This window comes from Brevundimonas sp. (assembly GCF_965279155.1).
Classification (GTDB): domain Bacteria; phylum Pseudomonadota; class Alphaproteobacteria; order Caulobacterales; family Caulobacteraceae; genus Brevundimonas.
In genome coordinates this window covers 582,171-608,091 of record NZ_OZ257138.1, presented here as the reverse complement: position 1 = coordinate 608,091, position 25,921 = coordinate 582,171, and the positions used below count along the sequence as shown (strand labels likewise).

Here is a 25,921-nt window from a genome sequence, read left to right as displayed (position 1 = left end):
TGTGAGGGTTGATGAAACTGTTTGCGATCTACATCGGCGGAGAGCATCCGGCCGCGAACATTGAGGTGCATGACATGCGGTTCGTCGTCGCCCCCTCTATTGAGGCGACGTATGAGACCTTGCTCGCCCAGTGGTGGGGTCGTGAGGGCACGCTGCACATCGATTGCTGGTCCGAGCTTTCGCAAGCGGACGGCTATGAGATCAGCCTTCTGCCCGAGCCCTACGAGGGCAAGGAAAAACTCTATTACGTGAACCTCGGCGGCTATGACGGCGTGACCTTCGCCGAGCAGCACCGGAATGTCTTCGTCGTCGCTGACAGCCTGCTTGCGGCCAAGACGCGCGCCATCAAACAGGCGACGGGATGGACCGACGCGCATCGCGACGAAATGTACGAAGCCGAGCAGGCTTTCGCCCTGGACGATGCCGCCCAGGCCGAACGCCTACATATTCACTTGAAGCCGAGCCTGCTGTCCCGCGACCCGAACTTCACCTGCCATTACACTCCGATCCGCTGAATCCCGAGGTCAGGCTTTAGGGCGGCCGAGCATCGCTGAGCCATAGAGTTTCGGCTCGAATCCCTTGGTCCAGAAGATCTTTCCCAAGCCTCGGGCGCAGCGGTCGTAGGTGTGGGCGCGGTCGGGACGACGCAGAAGGGCGGACGCCAGCGACAGGGCGCCCCAGACGCCGGTCTGGGCCAGGCCGACCAGCATCCATTTGACGACGCTGGGCCAGTCGCGGCGAGCGGCGGCCATCTGGGTCGGGCTCTGGCCATAGGCGAAGGCGCGGGTCAGGGCATAGTTCAGGGTGGCGCGGTGAGGCGGGGCGAACTCGTCCGCCCAGGCGTCGGCGGCCCAGCCGAACCGGCCGCCGCGCGCCGACAGGGCGGTGAACAGCCGGTCGTCCTCGCCGCCCGTCTCGTTCATAGCGATATCGAAGGGCGCGTCGCCGGGCAGGGCGGTCGCGCGCACCATCAGACTGTTGCCGCAGCCGTGGATGACGTCGGTCAGGCCGGTCTCGCGCGGGCCGTCGCGACCGAAGAACCGTTCCAGATAGGCGGTGGTCCAGCCGGTGTTCTCCGGCACGCGCCCGCGAATGGGGCCGAAGACGACATCGGCGCCGGTCTGTCTCTGCGCGTCCAGCAGGGCGGCGAGCCAGCCGGGGGAGGCGGCCTCGTCGTCGTCGAGGAAGGCGATCAGGGGCGCGTCGGTCGCCGACAGGCCGATGTTGCGGGCGGTCGCCACGCCGGGGACGGGGGCGTGGGCGTAGGTCAGGGGAACGGGCGCCTCGCCGCGCAGGCGGTCGATCAGGACGGCGACGGAGCCTTGCGGGTCGTTGTCGGCGATGACGACGGCGGCGACGCGGTGCAGCGATCCGGTCTGAACGAAGACCGAGCGCAGGGCGCGCTCCAGGCTGTCGGGGCGGCGCAGGGTCGGGATGATGACGGCGACATCGCGCATGGTCAGACGGCGTCCGCATAGACGGCGGCGCGGTAGAGCCTGAGCGCGAAGGCGCGGGCCTTGACCGGCAGGACCGTGCTCAGGGCGGCCTGTTTCATCAGGCGACGCGCCAGGGGCAGGGCGGGCAGGCGTTTCAGGGCGCGCGCGGCCTTATAGCTGGGATAGGTCTGGACGATGGCGGGGTGCAGGGCGACGACGCGGGCGAAGTTGCCAGCGCCCTGGTCGAACTTCCGCGCCAGATCCTCGACCGTGTCGAGACCCATATGGGTGGCCGGATTGTCGATGTGGACGACGGGAAAGCGGCGCGAGACGCGCATGGCCCATTCCACATCCTCCCAGCCCCAGCCGCTGAAACCAGGATCGAAGGATTCGGCGGCGAAGACGTCGCGGCGGACCAGCAGGTTGGAGGTGTAGACGTATTTTTCGGGCGTCAGGGCCCGCTGAGACGCCGGCAGGCATTCCGACGCGCCGGACAGGGCGCGGTGAACGGCGAAGCGGGCGTCGGTCGGGGCCTGATCGAGAGAGAAGCCTCCGAAGGCCACGGCGGGCGCTTCGTTCTCTGTCAGTCGCAGCCAGTTCTGCAGGAAGATCGGCGTATCGGGCCGCATGTCGCTGTCGAGGAACAGAAAGGCTTCGCCTCGGGCGGCGGTGGTCAGGCGGTTACGGCCCCTGGCGCGGCCCTCGTTGGCGGCCAGGGTGATCAGGCGCACGGGCAGGGCGAGAGCGTCGAGGGTCGCGTGAAGCCGGGCCGTCAGACCGGCGTCGCCGGTGCCGTCGTCCAGCAGGATCAGCTCGACCGCGCCGGAAAGGGGGGCGGCCTCGGCATCCAATTGGCGCAGCAACCCTTGCGGATCGTCGCGCAGGAAGGGGATCAGGACCGAGATGGTCGGCGTGGCTTGCGACCAGGCGGGGTTGTCGTGGAGATGGGCGCTCATGCCGTCACGCTCCGACGCGCGCGGATCAGGCGCAACAGTACGTCACGCACCCCGGCGGCGTTCAGCGTCAGGGCCACGGCCGCATAGACGACGCCGCCCACGCTCGCGTCCAGCATCAGCTCCATGAATCCGCCGATGGGCGGCAGCAGCCAGACGACCCCGGCCATGACGGCGGAGGCGACGCCGCAGCGGATCAGCGCCTCCCACGGCATGGGCAGGGCGATGGCGCGGCGGCTGAGCAGGATGCAGGCGATCAGACCGATGGCGAAGCTGGCGGTGGTCGAGACGGCCGCGCCGGTCACGCCCATGCGAGGGATCAGCACCAGGTTCAGCGCGACGTTGCACAGGGCCGGAATCGCCATGGTCACCAGCAACAGGCCGGTCTTCTTGCCCAGGGTGAAGCCGAAGCCGAAATAGTAGGCGATCATGCCCGACAAGAAGGACGAGGCCGCGATCCACGGCGTCACCAGGGCGGCGGCGGCGCGCAGATCCTGGCCGATCATAAGCTCCGCCAGCGGTCGCGCGACCAGCGACAGGCCGACGGCGGCGGGCAGGCCGATCAGGATCAGGGTCGAACCCTGCTCGATGGCCGTCTGACGCAGCGCCTCGCGACCGCCGCGCTCCAGCGCCATGACCATGGCCGGCGCACCGGCCGCGCCCAGCCAGATGAAGATGATGTCCAGCGTCCGGTTCGCCAGGCTGTAGCTGGCGTGATAGGCGCCGACCGCCCCGGCATCCATGAAGGCGGCCAGCAGAAACCGGTCGGTCGAGGCCAGAACCACGGCCAGCGTCAGCGACGCCGCGATCGGATAGCCGTAGGCGGCATAGGCCTTGAGCCGCGTGCGATCCACGGCGCCGCCGCTGGCCTGACGCAACTCGCCTGGCAGGATGAAGGGCAGGGCGAACAGGGGGGCGATGGCCAGACCCAGCAGGGGCGATGCCGCGCCTGCGCCGGCGAGGGCGAACCCGGCGCCGACCAGGAAACCCAGGATGGCGACGCCGATGTCCACGGCGGCGGATTTCGACACCTCGCCCGCCGCGCGATACCGCTCCTGCGCCAGCTTGGCGAGGTTGCGCACCGGAGCGCCGGCCAGGCCGAAGGCGACGGCGATCTTGAACGCCGGCGTCAACGGCGCGAGCCATACGATCAGGGCCGCGATAGGCGTGAAGACGGCGATGATGGTGAAGGAGGTACGGTATAGGCTGGCGAAATGGGTCGCCATTCCTTCGGGCGTGCGCTCGGCCGCCCAGAACCGCGCCATCGACGCCTCCAGCCAGGTGAAGGTGACGGTGTGGGCCAATGTCGTGACCGAAAACGCCAGGGCGTAATGGCCGAAGTCATCGGGGCTGAGCAGGCGCGTGAAGACGAAGATGGTCAGGAAACCGACCACCCCCTGGACGATCTGGGCCGGCAGATAGCCCCAGACGCCGCGCCAGAACATGCGCTTCTCGCTCAACGCACGGCCGCCCGGTCGCCCAGCAGGACGGGGATGGTCACGGCGATGACCCACAGGTCCAGCCAGAAGGACTGGCGTTCGATATATTCGATGTCCAGCTGAACGCGCTCGCGCACCTGGGCCTCGGTGTCCACCGGGCCGCGAGAGCCCTTGATGGCGGCCCAGCCGGTCATGCCGGGCTTCATGCGGTGGCGGTGGGCGTATTCGGCGACCAGCAGGGCGGATTCGGTCTCGCCGGTCTTCATGCCGATGGCGTGGGGGCGCGGTCCGACCAGGGACATCTCGCCCGACAGGACGTTGAAGATCTGGGGCAGCTCATCCAGGCTGGTGGCGCGGATGAAACGGCCCACGCGGGTGACGCGGTCGTCGCCGGGGCAGACCTGGCGGCTGGCGGTGGCGTCGGCGGCGTCTTGGCGCATCGAGCGGAACTTCCACACCACGATGGTCTCGTGATTGAAGCCGTGGCGACGCTGGCGGAAGAAGATCGGGCCGGGGCTGTCCAGACGCACAGCGAGAGCGACCAGGGCCATGACGGGGGCGGCGACCACCAGGGCGACTGCGCCGACCAGCAGGTCCTGCATCCGCTTGTTGAAAGCGCGCCTATCGGGATCGACCGGCCCGTCCAGCGACGCCAGCGGCGCATTGGCCAGCCGGTTCAGAACCCCGTCGCCGCCCATCTCCGAATCGACCAGCACCGTCAATGGATTGGGCAGGGCGTTCAGCCTCTGGGTCAGGTCGCGCACCCGCTGGCCCGCATTGGGATCGATGGCCAGGACGATCCGGTCCACATAAGGGGTCATGCGGTGGGTCAGCAGGGCGTTGGCGTCGCCCAGCACGGGCACGCCGGCGACGCTGTCGGGCGAACGGGCCAGCCGGTCGTCGAACACGCCCAGAACGTTCATGTCGCGCCGCTCCAGCGCCCGCTCGATCAGGATCCTGGCGTTCCGGGTGGCGCCGACGATGACGATATTGGGCGACAGGGCGCCGAGACGCCGCCATCGCGCGATTACCGCCAGCCACAGCCCATGCAGCACGATCAGGGCCGCCGTCGTCGTCAGCGCCCAGGGCGCGACCACGTCCAGAGCCGGCCGATCCAGCAGCCTCCCCAGGATCAGGGCGATGCTGGCCGAGACCATGCCGACGCCCGCAACCCCAATCAGATGCAGGGCCCAGGGCGTGTCACGACCGAATCGATAAAGCTGAAAGCCTCGCAGCAGGCCCAGAAGCGCCACGGCGCCGGCTGCCAGGGGCGCGGCGTCGCCGAGGGTCATGGCGGCCAGGTCCCTCGGCTGGATCGCAAGGGCCGCCGCCAAGGCCAGGCCGACGACGACCAGCACGTCGATAAGCCTGAAATAATGGGCCGACAGCCGCACGGCCGAGCGTTCGCGCGCATTCAGCCACACCTCGGGCCGGAACGGGCCACGCGCGGCGCGGCCCTTGGGCGGCGCGTCGGCGGCGAGACTGGCGGGGCGGTCGAGCAAAGGGCGATCCAGAGGGCGAAGAACGGCCGCGATACTGCCGGTATCGCCTCTATGTCGCGTTAACGTGGACACTTTCGCCCGAACCGGATTGCGCGACGCATCAGCCTCCGCTATCGACGCCGTCGCAGGAGACGTGGCCGAGTGGCTGAAGGCAACGGTTTGCTAAATCGTCGTACCCCGTAAGGGGTACCGAGGGTTCGAATCCCTCCGTCTCCGCCAGAAATCTTTGACATCATTGGGATTTTCGGCATGTTGGCCTTCTCGGCCAACATCCGGGCCAACATCCGGCGGCGCGGTAGGGGCGACCTACGACCGCTTCTGTCGATTCGTCATGGTTCAACCTCTTCGGAGGTATCGATGTTCAGTGACAACTTCCGATTGGATGCCTACGCTACCGCTATGGAGCAGGGGCAACCTTTTATTCGGCTGAAGCTCGATACGGAGCAGCCCGTAGAACTCGGCGATTTCGTTGGGGCGTTCACCGCGATTGCGTCGGAATACGACCGCTATGTCAGGCGGACACGGCCAGACGCCGATCCTAACGCGACACTCTTCGTGCGAGAGGTTCGGGTCGGCTGCATTGAAGCTGATCTAATCCCGTGGCTGACCGGCGGCGGCGCACTGCTGTTCATGTCGAACGCCAATACTCTCGCCGATTTCGTGAAAAACTACGGCGGGTGGCTTGGTCGATACGTCAAAAAGGGCGGGAAGCTTGAGGACGCTACGTCTAGCCAGCTCAAGGACTTTACGGCGCAAGTTGCGGCAATCGCCAATGCGCCGGGGTCATCGCTGAACGTCGCGGCAATCGAAATTAAAGACGGCAAGCAAGAGGTTCGGGCGGCGTTCAAGTTCGACACCGGCGAAGCGCGTGCCATCCGGGAGCATGTCGAGGATCATCGCGTAGAGTTGGAAAAACGAACCGACGCCGATCACAAGCGCGTTCTGATGCAGTTCACCCGAAGCGACATAGGTAATGTCAAACTCGGGAAGCGATCAGGCGAACTTGTGTGTATCGATGCAGTCGGCGGATCAAAGCGCCTTCCTCTGATCTACGCGTCGGACTTGGCGGAACAGCGCATCAAGCACGAAATCAAAGACGCGCAAGACAACGTGTTCAAGAAGGGCTTCGTCGTTGACGTCAACGTTGAAATGGCGGGCGAGCGGGTCATCGCCTACCGTGTGACGCATCTACATCAAGTCATCGATGTCCCTGACGATGACGCCGACGCATAGAAACGCATCTCGAAATGAGCCTCACCAGTCGCGCAAACTGACGGCCTGTTGTAGAAATCGGTGAACGGATCAACCGTCGCCGCATCGTCTTGCGGGCGTCGTCAAGACGATGCGTGAGCGTCGTCGGCCCGACATGGCGTCGTCGTAGGCACCTCCCCAGCTTAGTCGAATCTGGGGGATCAGATGTCCAAGACCACATTGAAGACGCGCCTGCTGGCCGCCGTGACCCTGACGGGCGCCATGACGGCCGGATCGGTCGCCTGGGCGCAAGAACCGGCGCCGGTCAGCAGCGTGGAGGACGTCATCGTCACCGCGCAGCTGCGCGAGCAGAAGACCATCGACGTGCCGTTCGCCCTGACGGCCTATTCCGGCCAGTTCCTGGAAGACCTTGGCATTCAGGAGTTCGAACAGCTATCGGCCTTCGTGCCGGGCTTCCTGGTGCAGAACCAGTCACCGAACAATCCGGGCTTCGTGATGCGTGGCATCACCTCCGATTCCGGCGCAGCGACCTCCGAGGCCCGCGTGTCGGTGTTCCAAGACGGGGTGTCGATCTCCAAGTCGCGCGGCTCCTATGTCGAGCTGTTCGATCTTGAGCGCGTCGAGATCGCCAAGGGGCCGCAATCGACCCTGTACGGGCGCGGCGCCCTGATCGGCGCGGTCAATCTGGTGCAGAACCGCGCGCGTCCCGGCGAGACCGAAGCCTATGCCAATATCGAGGCCGGCAACGAAGGCTATCGCATGGTCGAGGGCGCGCTGAACCTGCCGGTGGGCGAGACCGCAGGCCTGCGCCTGGCCACGCGCCTGAAGACGCGCGACGGCTCGGTCGAGAACCTGCGGGGCGGCGAGGATTTCAACGCCATCGAAACCCGGGCTTTCCGTCTATCCGGCGCCTGGACGCCGTCGGACGCGATGCGGTTCGACGTGATCGGCAACTATCAGAAGGACAACGCCTCGGGCACCTCGTTCAAGTCGATCGCCTATGCCCCGGCCGATCCGAACACCGGCGCAGTCCTTGGCGGCAAGGAACCGTGGGAGGGCGCGGCCCTGACGCGCGGCGCGGCCTTCGACGGCGGCAAGGCGCTGGGTCTGGACCGCGAGGTTTGGGGCGTGACGGGTCTGGCGCGCATCGACCTGAACGCCGCCTGGAGCCTGAACGCGACCACGGCGTATCGCGAGTTCACCAACTACGAGACGTTCGATGCCGACGGCGTGTCCCTGCCGCTGCTGACCGCGGCCGAGGATACGCATGGCGAACAGTGGAGCCAGGACCTGCGTCTGGGCTTCGACAACGGCGGTCGCCTGACCGGCTTCGTCGGCGCCGGCTGGTTCCACGAGGAAGGCTTTCAGCGCACCCCGACCCAGTTCGACGAGCGCCTGATCCTGGCGCAGCTTTCGGGCCTGCTGGACGGTTCGCCCAACACGGTCGGCGACCGGACGCTGCCGCTGGCCGCCTATCCGGCCATCGCCCAGGCCGCGCTTGGCGGTCTTCTGACGCCGCTGGGCGCGGGCGCCTTCGCCACGCCCATCGCCGCCAATCTGAAGTCGGCGCATATCGAGACGCCGATAAACAGCTCGGAACTGACGTCCTATGACGTCTTCGCCGACGCCACATACGCCTTCACCGACCGGTTCGAGATGTCGGCGGGCGTGCGCTACACCCGCGACGACAAGACGACGGGCTTCGCCAACTCGGTCCAGAGCCGCTCCACGTTGGGCGCCCTTTTGGCCTTGCAAGCCGGCGCCATCCCAGCGGCGCAGGTTCCGACCTTCCTCGGCGCCCTGGCCAACCCGGCCTATCTGGCCATTCCCGCGAGCGCCTTCCCGCTGTTCGGCCTGATCGCCCAGCCGACCGCTAACAACGGCGACTTCGCCTATTTTGACTCGGAAGATGACGGCGTGACCTGGCGTCTGACGGCGCGTTACGCCCTGAGCGACGACACGAACGTCTATGCCAACTATGCGCGCGGTCGCCGCCCGGAAGTGATCAGCGCCTCGGCCCCGTCGGCGCCGCTGGGCTCGCCCCGGTTCGCTGCCGTCGATGCCGAGACGGTCGACAGCTATGAGGTGGGCGCCAAGTCGTCGCTGCTGGACGGTCGCCTGCGCGTCGATGGCGCGGTGTTCCTGTACGACTATCAGAACTTCCAGACGACGGTTCAGGAAGGCACGACCTTCATCGTCACCAACGCGGGTGAGGCCAAGTCGTACGGCTTCGAGACCCAGGCCAACTTCGCCGTCACGTCGAACTTCGACCTGTTCGCCACCTATGCCTACAACCACTCGCGGTTCGAAAACGGCATCTATGACGGCAACCAGTTCCGACTGTCGCCGGACAACGCCGCCTCGATCGGCGCGACCTGGCGCCTGCCGGTCAGCGGCGGCGAGATTGCGGTTCAGCCGACCTACACCTGGCAGTCCAAGGTCTTCTTCAGCGACGACAACGACCTGCCGGCGCTGCAGAGCCGCAACATCGTGCGCGACCTGATCCAGGACGAGTATCAGGACGCCTATGGCCTCCTGAACCTTCGCGTCCGCTACACCCCGGATTCGGGCGGCTGGGGCGTCGAGGCCTTCGGCGAGAACGTCCTGGACGAGGAATACATCAAGGACGCCGGCAATACGGGCGATGGCCTGGGCATGCCGACCTTCATCGCCGGACGGCCTGCGTCGTACGGCCTCGTGTTCAAGCTGAAGCTCTGAGGATCTGACGATGAAAATGGATCGCCGCAGTCTTCTGGGTCTTCTCGGCGCGGGGGCGGCGTCGCCCGCCGTGGCGCAGGGGACCAACACCGGATCGGTCGCCTTCCTGCACGGGGTGGCCAGCGGCGATCCCGACACGCGCTCGGCCGTCTTCTGGACCCGCGTCACTCCGGCCGATCCGTCGGTCGGGGAGGTCGCCGTGGTGCTGGAGGTCGCACATGACGCCGGGTTCGGCGACATCGTGCGCCGCTCGACCGGCCTGCGCGCGCGGGCCGAGCGGGACTTCACCGTCAAGCACGACCTGGACGGCCAGGGCCTGGAGCCGGGAGCTGAGTATTTCTACCGCTTCGTCGCCAATGGCGTGACCTCGCCGGTCGGGCGGGTGCGCACCTTGCCTGAGGGTGCGACGGCTGATCTGGCCCTGGCCGTGGTGTCGTGCCAGCTGTATCCCGGCGGCCTGTTCAACGCCTATGACGCCCTGTCGAAGCTGGATCGCCTGGACGCCATCGTCCATCTGGGCGACTACATCTACGAATACGGGGCCGAGCCGGCCGACTATGGCATGAGCGCGGGCGTGGCCCTGGGGCGCATTCCCCAGCCGCCGCACGAAATCGTCAGCCTGGCCGACTACCGGACGCGCCACGCCCAGTACAAGAGCGATCCCGATCTTCAGGCCGCCCACGCTCGCGCGCCCTTCATCTGCGTGTGGGACGATCACGAGGTGGCCAATGACGCCTGGATGATGGGCGCTGAAAACCACCAGCCCGAGACCGAGGGCGACTTCGCGACCCGCAAGGCGGCGGCGCTTCGCGCCTATTACGAATGGATGCCGATCCGCGAGCCCAAGGCCGGCGCGCTGAACGAGGCCATCAACCGCAGCTTCGACTTCGGCGACCTGGCCACCCTGACGATGGTCGAGACCCGGCTGCTGGCGCGGGGCGAGCAGATGACCTTCGCGGACATCCCCAAGACTGCGGAGGGCGCGCCCGATGTCGCGGCGTTCGAGGCCCTGCGTCAGGCGCCGGACCGCGACCTGCTGGGCGATCGCCAGCGTCAGTGGATCGGCGAGACGTTGAGCCGCTCCAAGGCGGCGGGGCGTCCGTGGCAGATCCTGGGCAACCAAGTGGTAATGGCCAAGGTCAAGGGACCGGACATCTCGCGCATGATGCCGCCGGAGCAGGTCCAGCAGATGCTCGCGAGCTTGGCGGACGATGTCCGACCGCAAATCGAAGCGGCGATCCAGCTGTTCAAGCTGGGCCTGCCGTTCAATCTGGACAGCTGGGACGGTTATCCGGCCGGGCGCGAGCGTCTTTACGAGACCTTTGCGGCGGCGGACGTGGCGCCCATCGTCCTGGCGGGCGACAGCCATGCCTTCTGGGTCAACGAACTGCATGACAAGGCGGGCGCGCGCCGTGCGGTGGAGTTCGGCACGTCCTCGATCTCCAGCCCGTCGCCAGGCGACCATGTCGGCGGCCTGCCGCTGGGCGTGGCGCTGACGGCGGCCAATCCCGAGGTCAAGTTCTGCGACCAGACGTCCAAGGGCTATGTGCTGTTGACCGTCACCCGCGATCAGGTCGTCGGCGAGCTGTGGGCCGTGTCGACCATCGCCGCCAAACCCTATGCGTTGAAGAAGGTGAAGACCTTCGCCGTCTCGCCGCAGGGCGATCTGACGGAAGTCTGATCCCGTCAGAGGCCCCAACGAAACACTGCCCGCAGGCGACTGCGGGCCGTGTCTTTTTGTGCGTCGTGAACCGGCGGATCAGACCGCCTTGGCGCGGTCCTTGTCGGAGGAGCTGCGGGCCAGTTCGCGGTTCAGCCACAGGGCCACCAGGGTGCAGACGGCGCCGGACAGCAGATAGGCGCCGGCGGCGATCAGGCCGAACTGACTGGAAATCCACAGGGCCGCCAGCGGGGCGAAGCCGGCGCCGAACAGCCAGGCCAGGTCCGAGGTGAGGGCCGAAGAGGTGTAGCGGTTGGTCAGGCTGAAGCTGGACGCCACCGGCCCCGAGGCCTGGCCGAACGACAGGCCCAGCAGGATGAAGCCGGAGATCATGAAGGTCAGCTCGCCCGCCGTTCCGCCGTTCAGCAGCTGCGGCGCAAAGCCCGAGAAGGCGGCGATGCCGGCGGCCGTGATCGCCAGCAGGGTGCGGCGGCCGTAGCGGTCGGCAAGAACGCCAGACGCCAGGATGGCCAGCAGGCCGAAGACCGCGCCCACCATCTCGATCAGCAGGAACCGGACCGGCGTCTCGTTGGTGAACAGGAAGACCCACGACAGGGGGAAGACGGTGACCATGTGGAACATGGCGAAGCTGGCCAGAGGCGCAAACGCCCCAATCGCGATCTTGGGGCCTTCGGCGCGCAGGGCCTGGGACACCGGCGTGGGCTGCAGCTCGCGGGTCTCGAACAGCTTCTGGAAGGCGGGCGTCACCACGATGCGCAGGCGGGCGAACAGGGCCACCACGTTGATGGCGAAGGCCACGAAGAACGGATAGCGCCAGCCCCAGTCCAGGAAGTCGGGGGCCGACAGGGTGTTCAGGAAGAAGGCGAACAGGGCCGAGGCGACCAGCAGGCCGATGGGCGCGCCCAACTGCGGGATCATGGCGTACCAGCCGCGCTTGCCCTCCGGCGCATTCAGCGCCAGCAGCGAGGCCAAGCCGTCCCAGGTGCCCCCCAGAGCGACGCCCTGGCCGATGCGGGTGAGGGCCAGTAGCACCGGCGCCCACATGCCGATGCTTTCGTATCCTGGGATGAAGGCGACCGACACGGTCGAGGTGCCCAGCAGCAGCAGGGCGGTCGTCAGCTTGGCGCCACGCCCGAACTTGCGGTCGATGGCGATGAACAGGACCGTGCCCAGCGGGCGGAACAGGAAGGCGAGGGCGAAGACCGCAAACGACAGCAGGGTGCCGCCCACCGCGCCCGCATAAGGAAAGATGAGCTGCGGGAAAACCACCACCGAGGCGATGGCGTAAACAAAGAAGTCGAAAAACTCGGAAGTTCGGCCGATAATGACGCCGATGGCGATTTCGCCCGCATCCACCTTGCCATGGTGCGAGTTGATCTTGGCGGCGTCGCGTTCCAGCGACTCTGACGAGGGGGTCGTCGAGGCGGACATGGGCTTGGTCGCTCCGTGTGAGACAGGATTATCAGGCGTACGGCCGATTGCCGCATTATGACCGGGCGCCCTTTGCGATGAAAGCGGCCTCAAGAGGATAGGACAGATTGTCCAATGTCGTTCCAGAACGAAGCTGACTATCCCGCAGCCTACGAACGCCAACCGTCGCGGCGCCTCCCCCTCGCCCGACGCTTTTCGATTGGATCCGCCTTGCGCCGTCTGCGCCTACTCCTGCTCGCGCCCCTCGTGGCCCTGCTGTCGGCCTGCAATCTGGTCGTGCTGAACCCTGCCGGCGATGTCGCCGCCCAGCAGGGCGACCTGCTGATGATCTCCACGCTGCTGATGCTGATCATCATCGTGCCGGTGATGGCGCTGATCGTCTTCTTCGCCTGGAAGTATCGGGCGTCGAACAAGGAGGCCGAGGCCGAGTATCAGCCCGACTGGGATCACTCTACGTCGCTGGAGCTGGTCATCTGGGCCGCGCCGCTGATGATCATCATCTGCCTGGGCGCCCTGACCTGGGCCGGCACCCACCTGCTGGACCCCTATCGTCCGATCGACCGGATCAAGCCGGGCCAGGCCGTCGCCGAGGGCGTCGAACCGCTTCAGGTCAACGTCGTCGCGCTCGACTGGAAATGGATGTTCATCTACCCGCAGTACGGCATCGCGACGGTCAATGAACTGGCCGCACCGATCGATCGCCCGATCCGCTTCCACATCACCTCGTCCTCGGTGATGAACAGCTTCTACATTCCCGCGCTGGCCGGTCAGATCTACGCCATGCCGGGCATGGAGACGAAGCTGCACGCCGTGATTAACCGTCCGGGCGAATATGAAGGCTTCTCGGCCAACTATTCCGGCGACGGCTTCTCTAACATGCGCTTCGCCTTCCACGGTCTGGATCAGGCCGGGTTCGACCAATGGGTGTCGGGCGTGCGCCAGGGCGGCCGGGCGCTGGGGCGCGATGAATATCTTGAGCTTGAAAAGCCCAGCGAGAAGGTTCCCGTCATGCACTTCGGCGCCGTCGATGTGGCGCTGTGGGACGCCATCCTCAACATGTGCGTCGAGCCGGGCAAGATGTGCATGGCCGAGATGATGGAGATCGACGACAAGGGCGGTCTGAGCATGGCGTCGATACGCAACACCATGCCGCTGGTTTACGACAAATACGCCGGACGCGGTAAGTCGCAGGCCTATTTCGGGTCGAACGAAAGCTACGTCATGACCATCTGCACGCCGTTGCAGGCCGAGGCCGCCGCCGCAGAGCGCGTGCGTCAGGCCGAACTGGACACCGCCGTCGGCCCTGCCAGCCTGGAGCGTCTGACCGGGCAGGGGTTGTCGCCCAAGCGCACCCCCATGGCCTCGCTGACGACCCTCTTGCCCAATCCCTTCGCTACGGGGCCGGTTTCGACCGACGTCCGTTCCGCCCCCAACGCCTGAGCGAACACAGTCGATGAACGCTGACCAACTCATTCCGCTTATCTTCGGGCGCCTCACGTGGGAGGCCCTGCCTCTGCACGAGCCGATCCTGGTCGTGACCATGTCCGTGGTCGTGCTGGGCGGCCTCGGCCTGTTCGGCGCCCTGACCTATTTCAAGATGTGGGGCTATCTCTGGAAGGAGTGGTTCACCACCGTGGACCACAAGAAGATCGGGATCATGTACATGATCCTGGGTCTGATCATGTTCGTGCGCGGCTTTGCCGACGCCATCATGATGCGCATCCAGCAGGCCATGGCCTTCGGCGGGTCCGAGGGCTATCTGAACGCCCACCACTATGACCAGATCTTCACCGCCCACGGCGTGATCATGATCTTCTTCGTGGCCATGCCGATGGTGACGGGCATCATGAACTATGTCGTGCCGCTGCAGATCGGCGCGCGCGACGTGTCCTTCCCCTTCCTGAACAACTTCAGCTTCTGGATGACCACGGCCGGCGCCATCATCGTCATGGCCTCGCTGTTCGTGGGCGAGTTCGCGCGCACCGGCTGGCTGGCCTATCCGCCGCTGTCGGGCATCGGCTACAGCCCCGGCGTCGGGGTCGATTACTATATATGGGCGCTGCAGATCGCGGGGGTGGGGACGACGCTGTCCGGCATCAACCTGATCGCCACCATCGTGAAGATGCGCGCGCCCGGCATGGGCATGATGAAGATGCCGGTCTTCACCTGGACCTCGCTGTGCACGAACGTGCTGATCGTGGCCTCCTTCCCGGTCCTGACCGCCGTCCTGGCCCTGCTGACGCTGGACCGCTACGTCGGCACCAACTTCTTCACGAACGACTTCGGCGGCAACCCGATGATGTACGTGAACCTGATCTGGATCTGGGGTCACCCCGAGGTCTACATCCTGATCCTGCCGCTGTTCGGCGTCTTCTCGGAGATCGCCTCGACCTTCTCGGGCAAGAAGCTGTTCGGCTATACGTCCATGGTCTACGCCACGGTCGTCATCACGATCCTGTCCTACCTGGTCTGGCTGCACCACTTCTTCACCATGGGCTCTGGCGCCTCGGTGAACAGCTTCTTCGGCATCACCACGATGATCATCTCGATCCCGACCGGGGCCAAGATCTTCAACTGGCTGTTCACGATGTATCGTGGCCGCATCCGTTTCGAACTGCCGATGATGTGGCTGATCGCCTTCATGCTGACCTTCGTGATCGGCGGGATGACGGGCGTGCTGCTGGCGGTGCCGCCGGCCGACTTCGTGCTGCACAACTCGCTGTTCCTGGTGGCGCACTTCCACAACGTCATCATCGGCGGCGTGCTGTTCGGCCTGTTCGCGGCCATAAACTTCTGGTGGCCCAAGGCCTTCGGCTACACGCTGGACAAGAAGTGGGGCCTGATCAGCTTCTGGTGCTGGGTGCCCGGCTTCTGGCTGGCCTTCCTGCCGCTGTACGTCCTGGGCCTGATGGGCGTGACGCGCCGGATGCGGGTGTTCGACGATCCGTCATTGCAAATCTGGTTCGTGATCGCCGCCATCGGCGCGGGCGTGATCGCCCTGGGCATCGCGGCCATGTTCGTCCAGTTCGCCGTATCGATCATCAACCGCGACAAGCTGCGCGACGTCACGGGCGATCCGTGGGGCGGCCGTACGCTGGAGTGGGCGACGTCCTCGCCGCCGCCGGCCTACAACTTCGCCGCCACGCCTGTCATCCATGACGCCGACGCCTGGTGGGACATGAAGAAGAAGAACTACCAGCGCCCGCTGACCGGCTACAAGGCGATCCACATGCCGTCGAACACCGGAACGGGCGTCATCATTTCGGGCCTGTGCCTGGTGATGGGTCTGGCGCTGATCTGGTACATCTGGTGGCTGGCGGCCATCAGCTTCATCGGGGTGCTGGCCGTCTCGATCGGGCACACCTTCAACTACAAGCGCGACTACTATATCCCCGAGGATGAGGTGCGTGCGACCGAAGAGGCGCGCACGCGCGCCCTGGCCGGAACGGAGGCCTGATCCATGAGCGCGACCGCGACTGCGACCGAGATCGACCCGACCGTCTTCCACCTGGAAGAGGAGCCGCATCACGAGGAAGGGTCCAGCACCATGCTGGGCTTCTGGCTCTATCTGATGAGCGACTGCCTCATCTTCGCGATGCTGTTCGCCGTGTTCGGCGTGCTGGGCGGCAACTACGCCGCCGGGCCGGGCCCCAAGGAACTGTTCGACCTGGAGCTGGTGGCGATCAACACCGCCATGCTGCTGTTCTCGTCGATCACCTACGGCTTCGCCATGCTGGCGATGGACAGGAACAACCAGCGTCAGACCCTGATCTGGCTGGCGATCACGGGCCTGTTCGGCCTGGCCTTCCTGGGGATCGAACTCTACGAGTTCGCGCACCTGATCCATGAGGGCGCGACGCCGCAACGCAGCGCCTTCCTGTCGGCCTTCTTCACCCTGGTGGGCACCCACGGCCTGCACGTCACCTTCGGCATCATCTGGTTGGTGACGCTGATGGTTCAGGTCGGCATGAAGGGCCTGATCCCCGCCAACAAACGCCGCCTGATGTGCCTGTCGATGTTCTGGCACTTTCTGGACGTCATCTGGATCGGCGTCTTCACCTTCGTCTATCTGCTGAGCATGCTGCGATGAGCGCCGACAAGAACGACCACTCGCCCGACACTCACGAGGCCGATCACCTGGGCCACGAGGCGCACAATCACGGCTCCTTCAAGAGCTATATGATCGGGTTCGTGCTGTCGGTGATCCTGACGGCGATCCCGTTCACCCTGGTGATGACCGGCGTCCTGCCGACCCAGGCGACGGCCCTGATCGTCATGGGCTTCGCCGTGGTGCAGATCGTGGTTCACATGATCTACTTCCTGCATATGAACTCGAAATCCGAGGGCGGCTGGATCATGCTGGCGCTGATCTTCACCATCATCGTCGTCGTCATCGCCCTGTCGGGTTCGCTGTGGGTCATGTACCATCTGGACACCAATATGATGCCCACGATGCACGACATGACGAACATGGGCAGCTGAGGTCGAGATTACGGACACGTCCTCAGGCCCGGCCCCCGATAAGGCCAAGCGCTCGCGACCGATACGTCTTGTCATGTCGATCGTGGGGGTGGCGCTTTTCGTCGGTTTTCTGGCGCTTGGCTGCTGGCAGGTTCAGCGCCTGGCATGGAAGACCGACCTGATCGCCCAGGTCGACGCCCGCGTGCATGCGCCGGCTTCACCTGCGCCGGGGCCGACGCAATGGCTGACTGTTACGCGACAGGACGACCAGTATCGCCGCGTCGTCGTCCAGGGCGCCTTCCAGCACGACGAGGAAACCCTGGTTCAAGCCGTGACCGATGCGGGCGGCGGCTTCTGGGTGATGACTCCGCTGGTCGATGCGCGCGGCTTCACCGTTCTGGTCAATCGGGGCTTCGTGCCCGCCGGCCGACGTGATCCGGCCAACCGTGCGGACGGGCAGGCGACAGGGCCGCAGACCGTCGTCGGCCTGCTCAGGATCACCGAGCCCAAGGGCGGCTTCCTGCGGGCCAACGACGCCGCCGGTGACCGCTGGCGGTCGCGCGACGTGGCGGCCATTGCGGCGCGGCGTGGCCTGACGAACGTCGCACCCTATTTCATCGATGCGGATGCGACGCCCAATCCGGGTGGCTGGCCGCTGGGCGGGCTGACGGTGATCCGGTTCGCCAATAGCCACCTGGTCTACGCCCTGACCTGGTTCGGCATGGCCTTGCTGACCCTGGTCGGCCTGTGGCTCTTCCTGCGTGACGGCCGGCGCAAGCGGCCATGACTTCGGGCCTTCAAAGACTGCTGGGGTTGGGCGGGCTCAGCGGCGGGGTCGCCTCGCACGGCGGGGCCAACCGGCGCAACATGCTGCTGCTGATCCAGCTGCGCTGGCTGGCCGTCGCCGGGCAGGTGGCGACGATCCTGCTGGTCCAATATGCGATGCGGATCCCGCTGCCGGTGCTGTGGCTGCTGGCCGCGCCTGTTGGACTGGTGCTGGTCAATCTGATCAGCGCGCCCCTGACCGCGCGTCGCGAGGAGGTCGAGGACCAGGCCCTGATGATCGCCCTGCTGGCGGATGTGGCGGCCTTGACCTGGCTGCTGTTCCTGACCGGTGGCGCGGCCAATCCTTTCGTGGCGCTGTATCTGCTGCAGGTCGTGCTGGGGGCGGTGTTGCTGGCGCCGGTCTATGCCTGGGTCTTGATCGCAATCACCAGCCTGTGTTTCGCCGGGCTTGGCCTGCATTCCCAGCCGCTGAACCTGCCCCCGGCGCGCGAGGATTCGCTGCTCGGCCTGTATCTTCAGGGCAGTTTGATCTGTTTCGTCCTGATGGCGGTGCTGCTGGTTCTGTTCGTCACCCGGATCAGCCAGAACCTGCGCGAGCGCGACGCCTCCGTCGCCGCCATGCGTCAGCAGACGGCCGAGCACGATCACATCGTCCGCATGGGCCTGCTGGCGTCCGGGGCCGCGCACGAACTGGGCACGCCGCTGGCGTCCTTGTCGGTGATCCTCAGCGACTGGAAGAGAATGCCGACCCTGACCCAGGATTCCGATCTGGTTCAGGACATGACGGTGATGCGGGCCGAGGTCGAGCGCTGCAAGGCTATCGTCACCGGCATCCTGATGTCGGCCGGCGAGGCGAGGGGACAGGCGCCCGAGCGCACCACCCTGCGGGCCTTCGTCGCCGATGTGGTCGCCAGTTGGAACGGCGACGGTGTGGCCGTGCAGATCCACGACGAACTGGCTCAGAACCCGTCCATCATCGCCGACCCCGCCCTGCGTCAGGTGCTGGGCGTGCTGTTCGACAATGCCGTCGAGGCGGGGGCCAGGCGCATCGCCGTCACCACGACGCGGACGGGCGATACGCTCGGCATCGCCGTGCGAGACGACGGGCCGGGGTTCCCGGACGTCATCCTTCAGGCCTGGGGCAAGCCCTACAACTCGACCAAGCCACGCGCGGGCGCCGGCCTGGGGCTGTTCCTGCTGATGAACGTGATCCGGTCGCTGGGCGGTCGGGTCGAGGCTTCCAATCCCCCGGCCGGCGGCGCAGAGGTGCGGCTGACTTTGCCGCTGTCGGCGCTGGCGCCCAAGGACGAGATCGCTCCATGACCGATGAGGCCAGACTGCTGCTGATCGTCGAGGACGACGAATCCTTCTCGACCACCCTGCGACGCTCGTTCGAACGACGCGGCTATGCCGTCGTCAGCGCCGCCAGTCCCGACCAGATGACCGAGGTGCTGAAGACGCATCGCCCCGGCTATGCGGTCGTGGACCTGAAGCTGGGCGGGCATTCGGGCCTGACCTGCGTGGAGGCCCTGCACGCCTACGATCCCGAGATGAACATCGTCGTCCTGACCGGCTTCGCCAGCATCGCCACGGCGGTCGAGGCCATCAAGCTGGGCGCACGCCACTATCTGGCCAAGCCCGCCAGTTCCGACGACATCGAGACCGCGTTCGGGCGGGCGGACGGCGACGCGGAAACGCCGCTGGGCACGCGCCCGACCTCGATCAAGACCCTGGAATGGGAGCGGATCCACGAGACGCTGGTGGAGACCGACTTCAACATCTCCGAGGCCGCGCGGCGCTTGGGCATGCACCGGCGCACCCTGGCGCGAAAGCTGGAAAAGCGCCGCGTGACCTAATCCAGCGCGGCCGCGATCCGGTCGGCCAGAGCCTGCAAGGTCGCCGTGTCGGCCATCGGCGCATGGCCGTGACCCTTCATCTCACGATCGGCCCAGCGCGGCACGATGTGGAAATGCAGGTGGAACACCGTCTGTCCGCCCGCGTCGCCGTTGAACTGCAGGATCGCCAGACCTTCGGGCTTCAGCGCCTTCTCCACCGCCTTGGCCGTGCGTTGCAGGGCGGCGGTCATGCGGGCCAGAACCTCCGGTTCGACCTCCAGCAGATTGCGGGCCTGGGACTGTTTGGCGATGATCAGGACGTGGCCTTCCGACTGGGGAAAGACGTCCATGAAGGCCAGGACGTGGTCGTCCTCCCACACCTTCACCGAGGGGATGTCGCCGCGCAGAAGCTTGGCGAAGATGTTGTTCGGGTCGTAGTCGCCGTGCAGGCTCATGGGCGGTCTCCGTGCGGTGTCTGGGTCGGGAATAGCAGCGGCGGGCGCGAAGGGGGAGCCTTCGGCCGCGCCGTGCATTATGGTCACGCTTGAACACAACGAGGCACGACATGATCCGTTTCATCATCCAGGCGCTGGTCACCATGGCGGGCCTGTGGCTGTCCGCGCGGTTCGTGCCGGGCGTCGACTTCACCAGCACGGGATCGCTGATCGCGGCGGCCATCATCCTGGGTCTGGTCAACGCCTTCGTGCGGCCGATCCTGGTGGTGCTGACCTTCCCGATCACCGTCGTGACCCTGGGCCTGTTCCTGCTGGTGGTGAACGCCGCCATGATCGGGCTGACGTCCATCTTCCTGGACGGCTTCCGGGTCGATGGCCTGTGGGCCGGCATCGGCGCGGCCATCGTCACCGGCGTCGTCAGCTGGATTGCCGGCGCCTTCATCGGCGGCGGCGAAGAGGCGCGGCGCTAGGCGTCAGCCCACCTTCACACGCGTCGCCGCTTCCGGCAGGTCCTCGCCGAAGGCGCGCTGGTAGAACTCCGCGATGCTGGGGCGTTCCAGCTCGTCGCACTTGTTCAGGAAGGTCAGGCGGAAGCTGAGCGCCAGGTCGCCGTCGAAGATCAACGCGTTCTGGGCCCAGGTGATGACGGTGCGGGGCGACATGACGGTGGAGATGTCGCCGTTCATGAAGGCGTTGCGGGTCATGTCGGCGACGCGGACCATGGCGGCGATGCGGCGGCGGCCCTCGGCGTCGGACCATTCGGGCACCTTGGCGGCGACGATCTCGGCCTCGACGTCGTGATCGAGGTAGTTCAGCGTCGTGACGATGTTCCAGCGGTCCAGCTGGGCCTGATTGATCTGTTGCGCGCCGTGGTAAAGGCCCGTGGTGTCGCCCAGGCCGATGGTGTTGGTCGTGGCGAACAGGCGGAAATGCTTGTTGGGGCGGATGACGCGGTTCTGGTCCAGCAGGGTCAGGCGGCCCTGGGCCTCCAGCACGCGCTGGATGACGAACATGACGTCGGGACGGCCGGCGTCGTATTCGTCGAACACCAGGGCGATGGGGCGTTGCAGCGACCAGGGCAGGATGCCCTCGCGAAACTCGGTGATCTGCTTGCCGTCCTTCAGGACGATGGCGTCCTTGCCGATCAGGTCGATGCGGCTGACGTGGCTGTCCAGGTTGACGCGCACCAGGGGCCAGTTCAGGCGGGCGGCGACCTGTTCGATATGGGTCGACTTGCCGGTGCCGTGATATCCCTGGACCATGACGCGGCGGTCGAAGGAAAAGCCGGCGGCGATGGCGATGGTCGTCTGCGGATCGAAGCGATAGGCCTCGTCGATCTCGGGCACATGGCTGTCGCGCTCGTTGAAGGCGGGCACGGTCATGTCGCTGTCCACGCCGAACGCCTCGCGCAGGGTCACGCGGCGGTGCGGTTCGAGCGTCAGCAGGGGATCGGGGGAGGCGTCGAGCGGGGAGGTCATGGTAGTGCGATTAGCGCACGTTCGAGATCACTTAAACCCCGCTCTTCCCCGCGAAAGCGGGGATCCAGTTCTTTTGCCCGGCAGTGCGTTGGACGACGACCATTTGAAACGACTTCGGTCGTCGCCCAAAGCGCTGGGTCCCCGCTTTCGCGGGGATGAGCGGAATATGTTTACTTGGCCGTCAGTCGCACATCCACGTTGCCGCGGGTGGCGTTGGAGTAGGGGCAGACCTGATGCGCCTTCTCGATCAGGTCGTCGATGACGGCCTGGTCAAGGCCGTGATCGCTAACGGTCAGGTCCACATCCAGGTTGAAGCCCTCGCCCTTGGTGTTCTTGCCGAAGCCGACGCCGGCCGTGACCTTGGTGTCGGGGCCGACGGGCGTGCCGGCTTTGCCGCTGACCAGGCGCAGGGCGCCGAGGTAGCAGGCGGCGTAGCCAGTGGCGAAGAGTTGTTCGGGATTGGTGCCGTCGCCGCCCTTGCCGCCCATTTCCGTGGGCGTGGACAGTTTGACGTCGATCTTGCCGTCGTCGGTGGCTGAGCGGCCGTCTTCGCGGCCTCCGCCGGAGGCGGTGGACTGGGCGCGATACAGAACTTCCATGATGGGCTCCTTGGGTTGGGATGCTTGAGATGGGGTCTTAACGGAAGACGGGAAGGGGACGTTGCATCCTCGCTCTAGCAATCGACCGGCGACGCGGGCTAAAGCACCTGTTCGGGGCGCGTCGTCGGAGTACGCAGTGAAGATTGCCGAACGCTGGTTCGTGTGGGCGGGCATGGTTCTGCTGGGCGGCATCGCCCTGGCGGGGCTTGTGGTCGCCGTCTATGCGGCGTGGCTGTTCCACGACCTGCCCGATGCGTCGGAGCTGGCGGATTATCGCCCGCCGACCGCGACGCGCGTCTATGCCGGCGACGGCACCTTGATCGGCGAGTTCTCGGACGAGCGCCGAATCTATGTCTCCTACGATCAGATCCCAACGACGGTCGTGCAGGCCTTCCTGGCCGCCGAGGATCGCAACTTCTTCCAGCATGGCGGCATCGACGTGGGCGGCATCGGCCGGGCCTCGATCAAGAACGTCTTCAACCTGGCGCAGGGTCGCCGGCTGGAAGGCGGTTCGACCATCACCCAGCAGGTGGCCAAGAACGTCCTGCTGACCAACGAATCGAGCCTGAATCGCAAGCTGAAGGAAGCCATCCTGGCCAATCGCCTGGAGGCGACCCTGTCCAAGGAGCAGATCTTAGAGCTGTATCTGAACGAGATCTTCCTGGGCTATCGGTCGTTCGGCATCGCCTCGGCGGCCTACAACTATTTCGGCAAGTCGCTGGGTCAGCTGACGCCGGACGAGGCGGCCTTCCTGGCGTCCCTGCCCAAGGGGCCGAACAACTATCACCCCAAACGCCATCCCGGCGCGGCCAAGGGCCGGCGCGACTGGGTGCTGGGCGAGATGGAACAGAGCGGCTGGCTGACGCCGGAACAACTGGTCGAGGCGCGCGCCAAGCCCCTGGTCACGCGCGATGCGCCCCAGCGTTCGGACTATAAGGACGCGGACTTCTTCGTGGAGGAGGCCCGTCGTCAGGCGGCCGCCAATCCCCAGTTCGGCGAGCAACTGCGCGCTGGCGGCTTCTATATGCGAACGACGCTGGATCCGACGTTGCAGACGGCGGCGCGTCAGGCGCTGATGCAGGGGCTGGAAAACTATGACCGACGTCACGGCTGGCGCGGCGGATGGGGCACGACCGACTTCGCCGACGGCTGGCAGGCGGTCGCCCTGAAGGGACAGGTTCCGCCCGAACGGCGCAGCTGGCAGCCCGCCGCCATCGAGAGCGTCAGCGGAAACACCGTTCGCATCCGTACGGCCCGCGACGACAAGACGGGCACGCTGCTGGCGGCAGACGCGGCCTGGGCCAACGCCAACCGCCAGCTGCGACGTGGCGAGCTGATCTTCGTGGAGCCCAAGGGCGGGCAATACGCCCTGAAACAGGTGCCCCGCGTCAACGGCGCCCTGGTGGCCATCGAGCCGCAGTCCGGCCGCGTGCTGGCCATGGTCGGCGGCTATTCCTATGCCCTGTCTAGCTTCAACCGCGCCACCCAGGCGCGGCGTCAGCCCGGTTCGGCGTTCAAGCCCTTCGTCTATGCGACGGCGCTGGAGGGCGACTTCACCCCGGCCTCCATCGTGCTGGATGCGCCGATCAGCTTCGCTGGCGGGGCCAATGGCCAGCGCTGGACGCCCGAGAACTACAGCCGCCAATACTATGGGCCGCAGACGCTGCGGCGCGGGCTGGAACTGTCGCGCAACGTCATGACGGTGCGGCTGGCCCAGTCGGTCGGCATGAAGAAGATCGTGGAGCAGTCGGATCGGATGGGCCTGCCGGGCATGACGCCGAACCTGTCGGTGTCGCTGGGCGCCGGCGAGGTGACGCCGCTGGAGATCACCGCCGCCTATTCCGCCTTCGCCAACGGCGGGCGGCGGGTGACGCCCTATCTGATCGACTATGTCCAGGATCGTGACGGCGAGACCATCTTCCGCGCCGATAACCGCAGCTGCCGCGAATGCGGACGCGGCTTCTCGGGCCAGGAATCGCCCCGCCTGCAACAGCGCGGCACCCAGGTCATCGACCCGATCACCGCCTATCAGATGAGTTCAATGCTGGAAGGCGTCGTTCAGCGCGGCACCGCCGCCAGCGCGCGCGGGCTGGGCCCGTGGGTCGCCGGCAAGACCGGCACGACCAACGAGTATCGCTCGGCCTGGTTCGTGGGCTTCACCACCGACATCGTGGTCGGCGTCTTCATCGGCTTCGACGACAACCGTTCGCTGGGTTCCGGCGAAGCGGGGGCCTCGGCCGCCGTGCCGGTCTTCACGGAGTTCATGCAGACAGCGCTGAAGGAACGGCCCGCCCGGCCCTTCGTGCGGCCCAAGAACGCCATCTTCCGCACCGTCAACGGCATCGAGGAAGCCTTCCGCCCCGGCACCGAGCGTCAGGCCCCGCCGCCGGCGCCGACCGGGCCGGTACAGCCCACCGGACCGCAGAACTACTACGAGGTCATCCGGCGCGAGCAGGAGGCCGCGAGCGGCGCTCCGGCTACTGCACCGGCGCCCACAGCACCGCCGCCGCCCAAGAAGGCGCCGGCCGAGGACTTGAGCGGATTGTACTAAAGCTCTAACACCCACCCTCCGTCATCCTCGGGCTTGTCCCGAGGATCCACCGGTGGGCCGCATGGACCTCAAGAGGGCTCGATGACATCGCCTCAACGGTGATTTCGTGACTGCTCCGACCGTGGGTCCTCGGGACAAGCCCGAGGATGACGATCCATCAACCTTGCCCTATCGCGCGGCTTGCGGGCCTCGCTGCTTGAGGGTTCTTCTGTCGCCGGAGAATGCGATGAGACCGGATGTCGAGGCCATGAAGGCCGACATCGAGCAGAGCGTCGCTCTGCTCAGGAGGCGTCTTTGACTGGGATGTCGCTCTAAGAAAGCTCGATGAGCTGAACGCGCGGGTCGAGGACCCGACGCTGTGGGACAAGCCCGAACAGGCCCAGGCCGTCAGTCGCGATCGTTCGCAGCTGGAAGCCAAGATCAACACCGTCAAGGCGATGGAGCAGGACCTCGAAGACGGGGTGATGCTGGCCGAGATGGCGGACGAGGAAGGTGACGAGGGCGCGCTGGAAGACGCACGCGCGTCGTTGCGGGCCATCAAGGAACGGGCCGCGCGCGCCGAGCTTGAGGCCCTGCTGTCCGGCGAGGCCGACGGCAACGACGCCTATCTGGAAGTGAACTCCGGCGCGGGCGGCACCGAGTCGAACGACTGGGCCGGCATGCTGCTGCGGATGTATTCCCGCTGGGCCAAGGCGCACGACTACGAGGTCACGATCGAGGCTTATGAAGAGGGCGAACAGGCGGGGGTCAAGTCGGCCACCATTCTGATCTCCGGCCCGAACGCCTATGGCTGGCTGAAGTCGGAATCGGGCGTTCACCGCCTGGTGCGCATCAGCCCCTATGACGCGGCGGCCAAGCGCCACACCAGCTTCGCCTCCATCGGGGTGTCGCCGGTCGTCGACGACGCCATCGAGATCGACATCAATCCGTCGGACGTGCGCACCGACACCTACCGGGCATCGGGCGCGGGCGGTCAGCACATCAACAAGACCGACTCGGCCGTGCGCCTGACCCACGTCCCGACCAATACTGTCGTGGCCTGCCAGGCCGGCCGGTCGCAGCACCAGAACCGCGAACAGGCCTGGAAGATGCTGCGGGCGCGCCTGTACGAGCTGGAGCTGCAGAAGCGTGAGGCCGTGGCCCAGGCCCTGGCCGACGCCAAGACCGACATCGGCTGGGGTCACCAGATACGGTCCTATGTCCTGCAGCCGTATCAGATGGTGAAGGACCTGCGGACCGAGGTCGAGACCTCGGACACCCAGGGGGTTCTGGACGGCGACCTGGACGCCTTCATGGGGGCGGCCCTGGCCCAGCGTGTCGGCGAAACGCGCGGGTCCAGCACGGACTAAGAAAAAGGGGCGGCCCGCTGGGCCGCCCCTTTGTT

Annotated in this window: 22 protein-coding genes and 1 tRNA gene; 15 read left to right on the top strand and 8 right to left on the bottom strand. The window is 66.3% G+C overall.

What is annotated here, in order from left to right; translation table 11 throughout:
- Positions 1-11: 11 nt before the first annotated feature.
- Positions 12-515: a DUF1543 domain-containing protein gene (locus ACQY72_RS03015; protein WP_428155668.1), complete on the top strand. Its 504-nt coding sequence runs from the start codon at positions 12-14 to the stop codon at positions 513-515.
- A 9-nt stretch (positions 516-524) separates the two neighbouring features.
- Here ACQY72_RS03015 and ACQY72_RS03010 read toward each other — a convergent pair whose 3' ends face one another.
- From ACQY72_RS03010 to ACQY72_RS02995, 4 genes are read right to left on the bottom strand one after another with little or no spacing between them, the layout of a single operon-like run.
- The gene (locus ACQY72_RS03010) at positions 525-1,457 is read right to left on the bottom strand and encodes a glycosyltransferase family 2 protein (protein ID WP_428155667.1); all 933 of its coding nucleotides are present in this window, start codon (positions 1,455-1,457) and stop codon (positions 525-527) included.
- A gap of 2 nt (positions 1,458-1,459) precedes the next feature.
- Positions 1,460-2,392 (bottom strand): glycosyltransferase family 2 protein, encoded by a 933-nt coding sequence (locus ACQY72_RS03005; RefSeq protein ID WP_428155665.1) that lies wholly within the window; start codon positions 2,390-2,392, stop codon positions 1,460-1,462.
- Positions 2,389-3,849 carry a polysaccharide biosynthesis C-terminal domain-containing protein gene (locus ACQY72_RS03000; RefSeq protein WP_428155664.1) on the bottom strand — a complete coding sequence of 487 codons (1,461 nt, stop codon included), beginning with the start codon at positions 3,847-3,849 and terminating at the stop codon, positions 2,389-2,391. Before ACQY72_RS03000 ends, ACQY72_RS03005 begins: the two co-directional genes overlap by 4 nt.
- The gene (locus ACQY72_RS02995; RefSeq protein WP_428155662.1) at positions 3,846-5,330 is read right to left on the bottom strand and encodes an exopolysaccharide biosynthesis polyprenyl glycosylphosphotransferase; all 1,485 of its coding nucleotides are present in this window, start codon (positions 5,328-5,330) and stop codon (positions 3,846-3,848) included. The genes ACQY72_RS03000 and ACQY72_RS02995 overlap by 4 nt, the downstream gene beginning before the upstream one ends.
- 127 nt (positions 5,331-5,457) lie before the next feature.
- On the opposite strand from ACQY72_RS02995, the gene ACQY72_RS02990 reads away from it, so the two are divergent.
- From ACQY72_RS02990 to ACQY72_RS02975, 4 genes are all read left to right on the top strand, one after another.
- Positions 5,458-5,549, top strand: a tRNA-Ser gene (locus ACQY72_RS02990).
- Between the two features lie 138 nt (positions 5,550-5,687).
- Entirely contained in the window at positions 5,688-6,563 is an 876-nt protein-coding gene (locus tag ACQY72_RS02985) for a hypothetical protein (protein WP_428155660.1), read from the top strand.
- A 183-nt stretch (positions 6,564-6,746) separates the two neighbouring features.
- A complete protein-coding gene (locus ACQY72_RS02980; RefSeq protein ID WP_428155659.1) occupies positions 6,747-9,260 on the top strand; it encodes a TonB-dependent receptor in 2,514 nt (837 codons plus the stop codon).
- A 10-nt stretch (positions 9,261-9,270) separates the two neighbouring features.
- The gene (locus ACQY72_RS02975; protein ID WP_428155657.1) at positions 9,271-10,941 is read left to right on the top strand and encodes an alkaline phosphatase D family protein; all 1,671 of its coding nucleotides are present in this window, start codon (positions 9,271-9,273) and stop codon (positions 10,939-10,941) included.
- A gap of 78 nt (positions 10,942-11,019) precedes the next feature.
- Here ACQY72_RS02975 and ACQY72_RS02970 read toward each other — a convergent pair whose 3' ends face one another.
- Entirely contained in the window at positions 11,020-12,372 is a 1,353-nt protein-coding gene (locus ACQY72_RS02970) for an MFS transporter (protein WP_428155655.1), read from the bottom strand.
- A 210-nt stretch (positions 12,373-12,582) separates the two neighbouring features.
- Between ACQY72_RS02970 and cyoA the strand changes: the two genes are divergently transcribed.
- The 7 genes from cyoA (at position 12,583) to ACQY72_RS02935 (ending at position 19,475) form a co-directional block, all read left to right on the top strand.
- Positions 12,583-13,812 carry a ubiquinol oxidase subunit II gene (cyoA, locus tag ACQY72_RS02965; protein WP_428155653.1) on the top strand — a complete coding sequence of 410 codons (1,230 nt, stop codon included), beginning with the start codon at positions 12,583-12,585 and terminating at the stop codon, positions 13,810-13,812.
- 13 nt (positions 13,813-13,825) lie between these two features.
- On the top strand, positions 13,826-15,829 hold the full coding sequence (gene cyoB, locus ACQY72_RS02960) for a cytochrome o ubiquinol oxidase subunit I (protein WP_428155651.1): 2,004 nt from the start codon (positions 13,826-13,828) through the stop codon (positions 15,827-15,829).
- A gap of 3 nt (positions 15,830-15,832) precedes the next feature.
- The gene (cyoC, locus tag ACQY72_RS02955; RefSeq protein WP_428155650.1) at positions 15,833-16,462 is read left to right on the top strand and encodes a cytochrome o ubiquinol oxidase subunit III; all 630 of its coding nucleotides are present in this window, start codon (positions 15,833-15,835) and stop codon (positions 16,460-16,462) included.
- Positions 16,459-16,854: a cytochrome o ubiquinol oxidase subunit IV gene (gene cyoD, locus ACQY72_RS02950; RefSeq protein WP_428155648.1), complete on the top strand. Its 396-nt coding sequence runs from the start codon at positions 16,459-16,461 to the stop codon at positions 16,852-16,854. The genes cyoC and cyoD overlap by 4 nt, the downstream gene beginning before the upstream one ends.
- A 73-nt stretch (positions 16,855-16,927) precedes the next feature.
- Entirely contained in the window at positions 16,928-17,620 is a 693-nt protein-coding gene (locus tag ACQY72_RS02945; protein WP_428155646.1) for an SURF1 family protein, read from the top strand.
- A complete protein-coding gene (locus tag ACQY72_RS02940; protein WP_428155644.1) occupies positions 17,617-18,942 on the top strand; it encodes an ATP-binding protein in 1,326 nt (441 codons plus the stop codon). The genes ACQY72_RS02945 and ACQY72_RS02940 overlap by 4 nt, the downstream gene beginning before the upstream one ends.
- A complete protein-coding gene (locus ACQY72_RS02935; RefSeq protein WP_428155643.1) occupies positions 18,939-19,475 on the top strand; it encodes a response regulator transcription factor in 537 nt (178 codons plus the stop codon). The genes ACQY72_RS02940 and ACQY72_RS02935 overlap by 4 nt, the downstream gene beginning before the upstream one ends.
- On the opposite strand, the gene ACQY72_RS02930 is transcribed toward ACQY72_RS02935, so the two are convergent.
- Positions 19,472-19,909 carry an HIT family protein gene (locus tag ACQY72_RS02930; RefSeq protein WP_428155641.1) on the bottom strand — a complete coding sequence of 146 codons (438 nt, stop codon included), beginning with the start codon at positions 19,907-19,909 and terminating at the stop codon, positions 19,472-19,474. The two genes, ACQY72_RS02935 and ACQY72_RS02930, sit on opposite strands and share 4 nt — an antisense overlap.
- Before the next feature lie 110 nt (positions 19,910-20,019).
- Here ACQY72_RS02930 and ACQY72_RS02925 point away from each other — a divergent pair, with 110 nt between their 5' ends.
- Positions 20,020-20,379, top strand: coding sequence for a phage holin family protein (locus ACQY72_RS02925; protein WP_425984096.1), 360 nt, complete (start codon positions 20,020-20,022; stop codon positions 20,377-20,379).
- A 3-nt stretch (positions 20,380-20,382) separates the two neighbouring features.
- Here ACQY72_RS02925 and cobS read toward each other — a convergent pair whose 3' ends face one another.
- Both cobS and ACQY72_RS02915 read right to left on the bottom strand, forming a co-directional pair.
- Entirely contained in the window at positions 20,383-21,387 is a 1,005-nt protein-coding gene (cobS, locus tag ACQY72_RS02920; protein ID WP_428155639.1) for a cobaltochelatase subunit CobS, read from the bottom strand.
- 170 nt (positions 21,388-21,557) lie between these two features.
- Positions 21,558-21,986 (bottom strand): organic hydroperoxide resistance protein, encoded by a 429-nt coding sequence (locus ACQY72_RS02915; RefSeq protein ID WP_428155637.1) that lies wholly within the window; start codon positions 21,984-21,986, stop codon positions 21,558-21,560.
- A gap of 136 nt (positions 21,987-22,122) precedes the next feature.
- Here ACQY72_RS02915 and ACQY72_RS02910 point away from each other — a divergent pair, with 136 nt between their 5' ends.
- Together ACQY72_RS02910 and prfB are read left to right on the top strand one after the other, a co-directional pair.
- A complete protein-coding gene (locus ACQY72_RS02910; protein WP_428155635.1) occupies positions 22,123-24,537 on the top strand; it encodes a penicillin-binding protein 1A in 2,415 nt (804 codons plus the stop codon).
- A gap of 226 nt (positions 24,538-24,763) precedes the next feature.
- Positions 24,764-25,886 (top strand): peptide chain release factor 2 gene (gene prfB, locus ACQY72_RS02905; RefSeq protein ID WP_428155634.1). Its coding sequence is split into 2 segments (ribosomal slippage): positions 24,764-24,832 and positions 24,834-25,886, totalling 1,122 coding nucleotides; the frame shifts between segments, so codons are not numbered across the junction.
- Positions 25,887-25,921: the final 35 nt, after the last annotated feature.

Excerpts from the sequence above, each read along its gene's own strand:
- ACQY72_RS02940 (WP_428155644.1), top strand. The coding sequence starts at position 17,617 with ATGACTTCGGGCCTTCAAAGACTGCTGGGGTTGGGCGGGCTCAGCGGC.
- cyoB (WP_428155651.1), top strand. The coding sequence starts at position 13,826 with ATGAACGCTGACCAACTCATTCCGCTTATCTTCGGGCGCCTCACGTGG.
- ACQY72_RS02980 (WP_428155659.1), top strand. The coding sequence starts at position 6,747 with ATGTCCAAGACCACATTGAAGACGCGCCTGCTGGCCGCCGTGACCCTG.
- ACQY72_RS02930 (WP_428155641.1), bottom strand. The coding sequence starts at position 19,909 with ATGAGCCTGCACGGCGACTACGACCCGAACAACATCTTCGCCAAGCTT.
- ACQY72_RS02925 (WP_425984096.1), top strand. The coding sequence starts at position 20,020 with ATGATCCGTTTCATCATCCAGGCGCTGGTCACCATGGCGGGCCTGTGG.
- ACQY72_RS02915 (WP_428155637.1), bottom strand. The coding sequence starts at position 21,986 with ATGGAAGTTCTGTATCGCGCCCAGTCCACCGCCTCCGGCGGAGGCCGC.
- ACQY72_RS03010 (WP_428155667.1), bottom strand. The coding sequence starts at position 1,457 with ATGCGCGATGTCGCCGTCATCATCCCGACCCTGCGCCGCCCCGACAGC.
- ACQY72_RS03005 (WP_428155665.1), bottom strand. The coding sequence starts at position 2,392 with ATGAGCGCCCATCTCCACGACAACCCCGCCTGGTCGCAAGCCACGCCG.
- cyoC (WP_428155650.1), top strand. The coding sequence starts at position 15,833 with ATGAGCGCGACCGCGACTGCGACCGAGATCGACCCGACCGTCTTCCAC.
- ACQY72_RS03015 (WP_428155668.1), top strand. The coding sequence starts at position 12 with ATGAAACTGTTTGCGATCTACATCGGCGGAGAGCATCCGGCCGCGAAC.
- ACQY72_RS02985 (WP_428155660.1), top strand. The coding sequence starts at position 5,688 with ATGTTCAGTGACAACTTCCGATTGGATGCCTACGCTACCGCTATGGAG.
- cyoD (WP_428155648.1), top strand. The coding sequence starts at position 16,459 with ATGAGCGCCGACAAGAACGACCACTCGCCCGACACTCACGAGGCCGAT.
- ACQY72_RS02935 (WP_428155643.1), top strand. The coding sequence starts at position 18,939 with ATGACCGATGAGGCCAGACTGCTGCTGATCGTCGAGGACGACGAATCC.
- ACQY72_RS02975 (WP_428155657.1), top strand. The coding sequence starts at position 9,271 with ATGAAAATGGATCGCCGCAGTCTTCTGGGTCTTCTCGGCGCGGGGGCG.
- ACQY72_RS02945 (WP_428155646.1), top strand. The coding sequence starts at position 16,928 with ATGTCGATCGTGGGGGTGGCGCTTTTCGTCGGTTTTCTGGCGCTTGGC.
- ACQY72_RS02970 (WP_428155655.1), bottom strand. The coding sequence starts at position 12,372 with ATGTCCGCCTCGACGACCCCCTCGTCAGAGTCGCTGGAACGCGACGCC.
- cobS (WP_428155639.1), bottom strand. The coding sequence starts at position 21,387 with ATGACCTCCCCGCTCGACGCCTCCCCCGATCCCCTGCTGACGCTCGAA.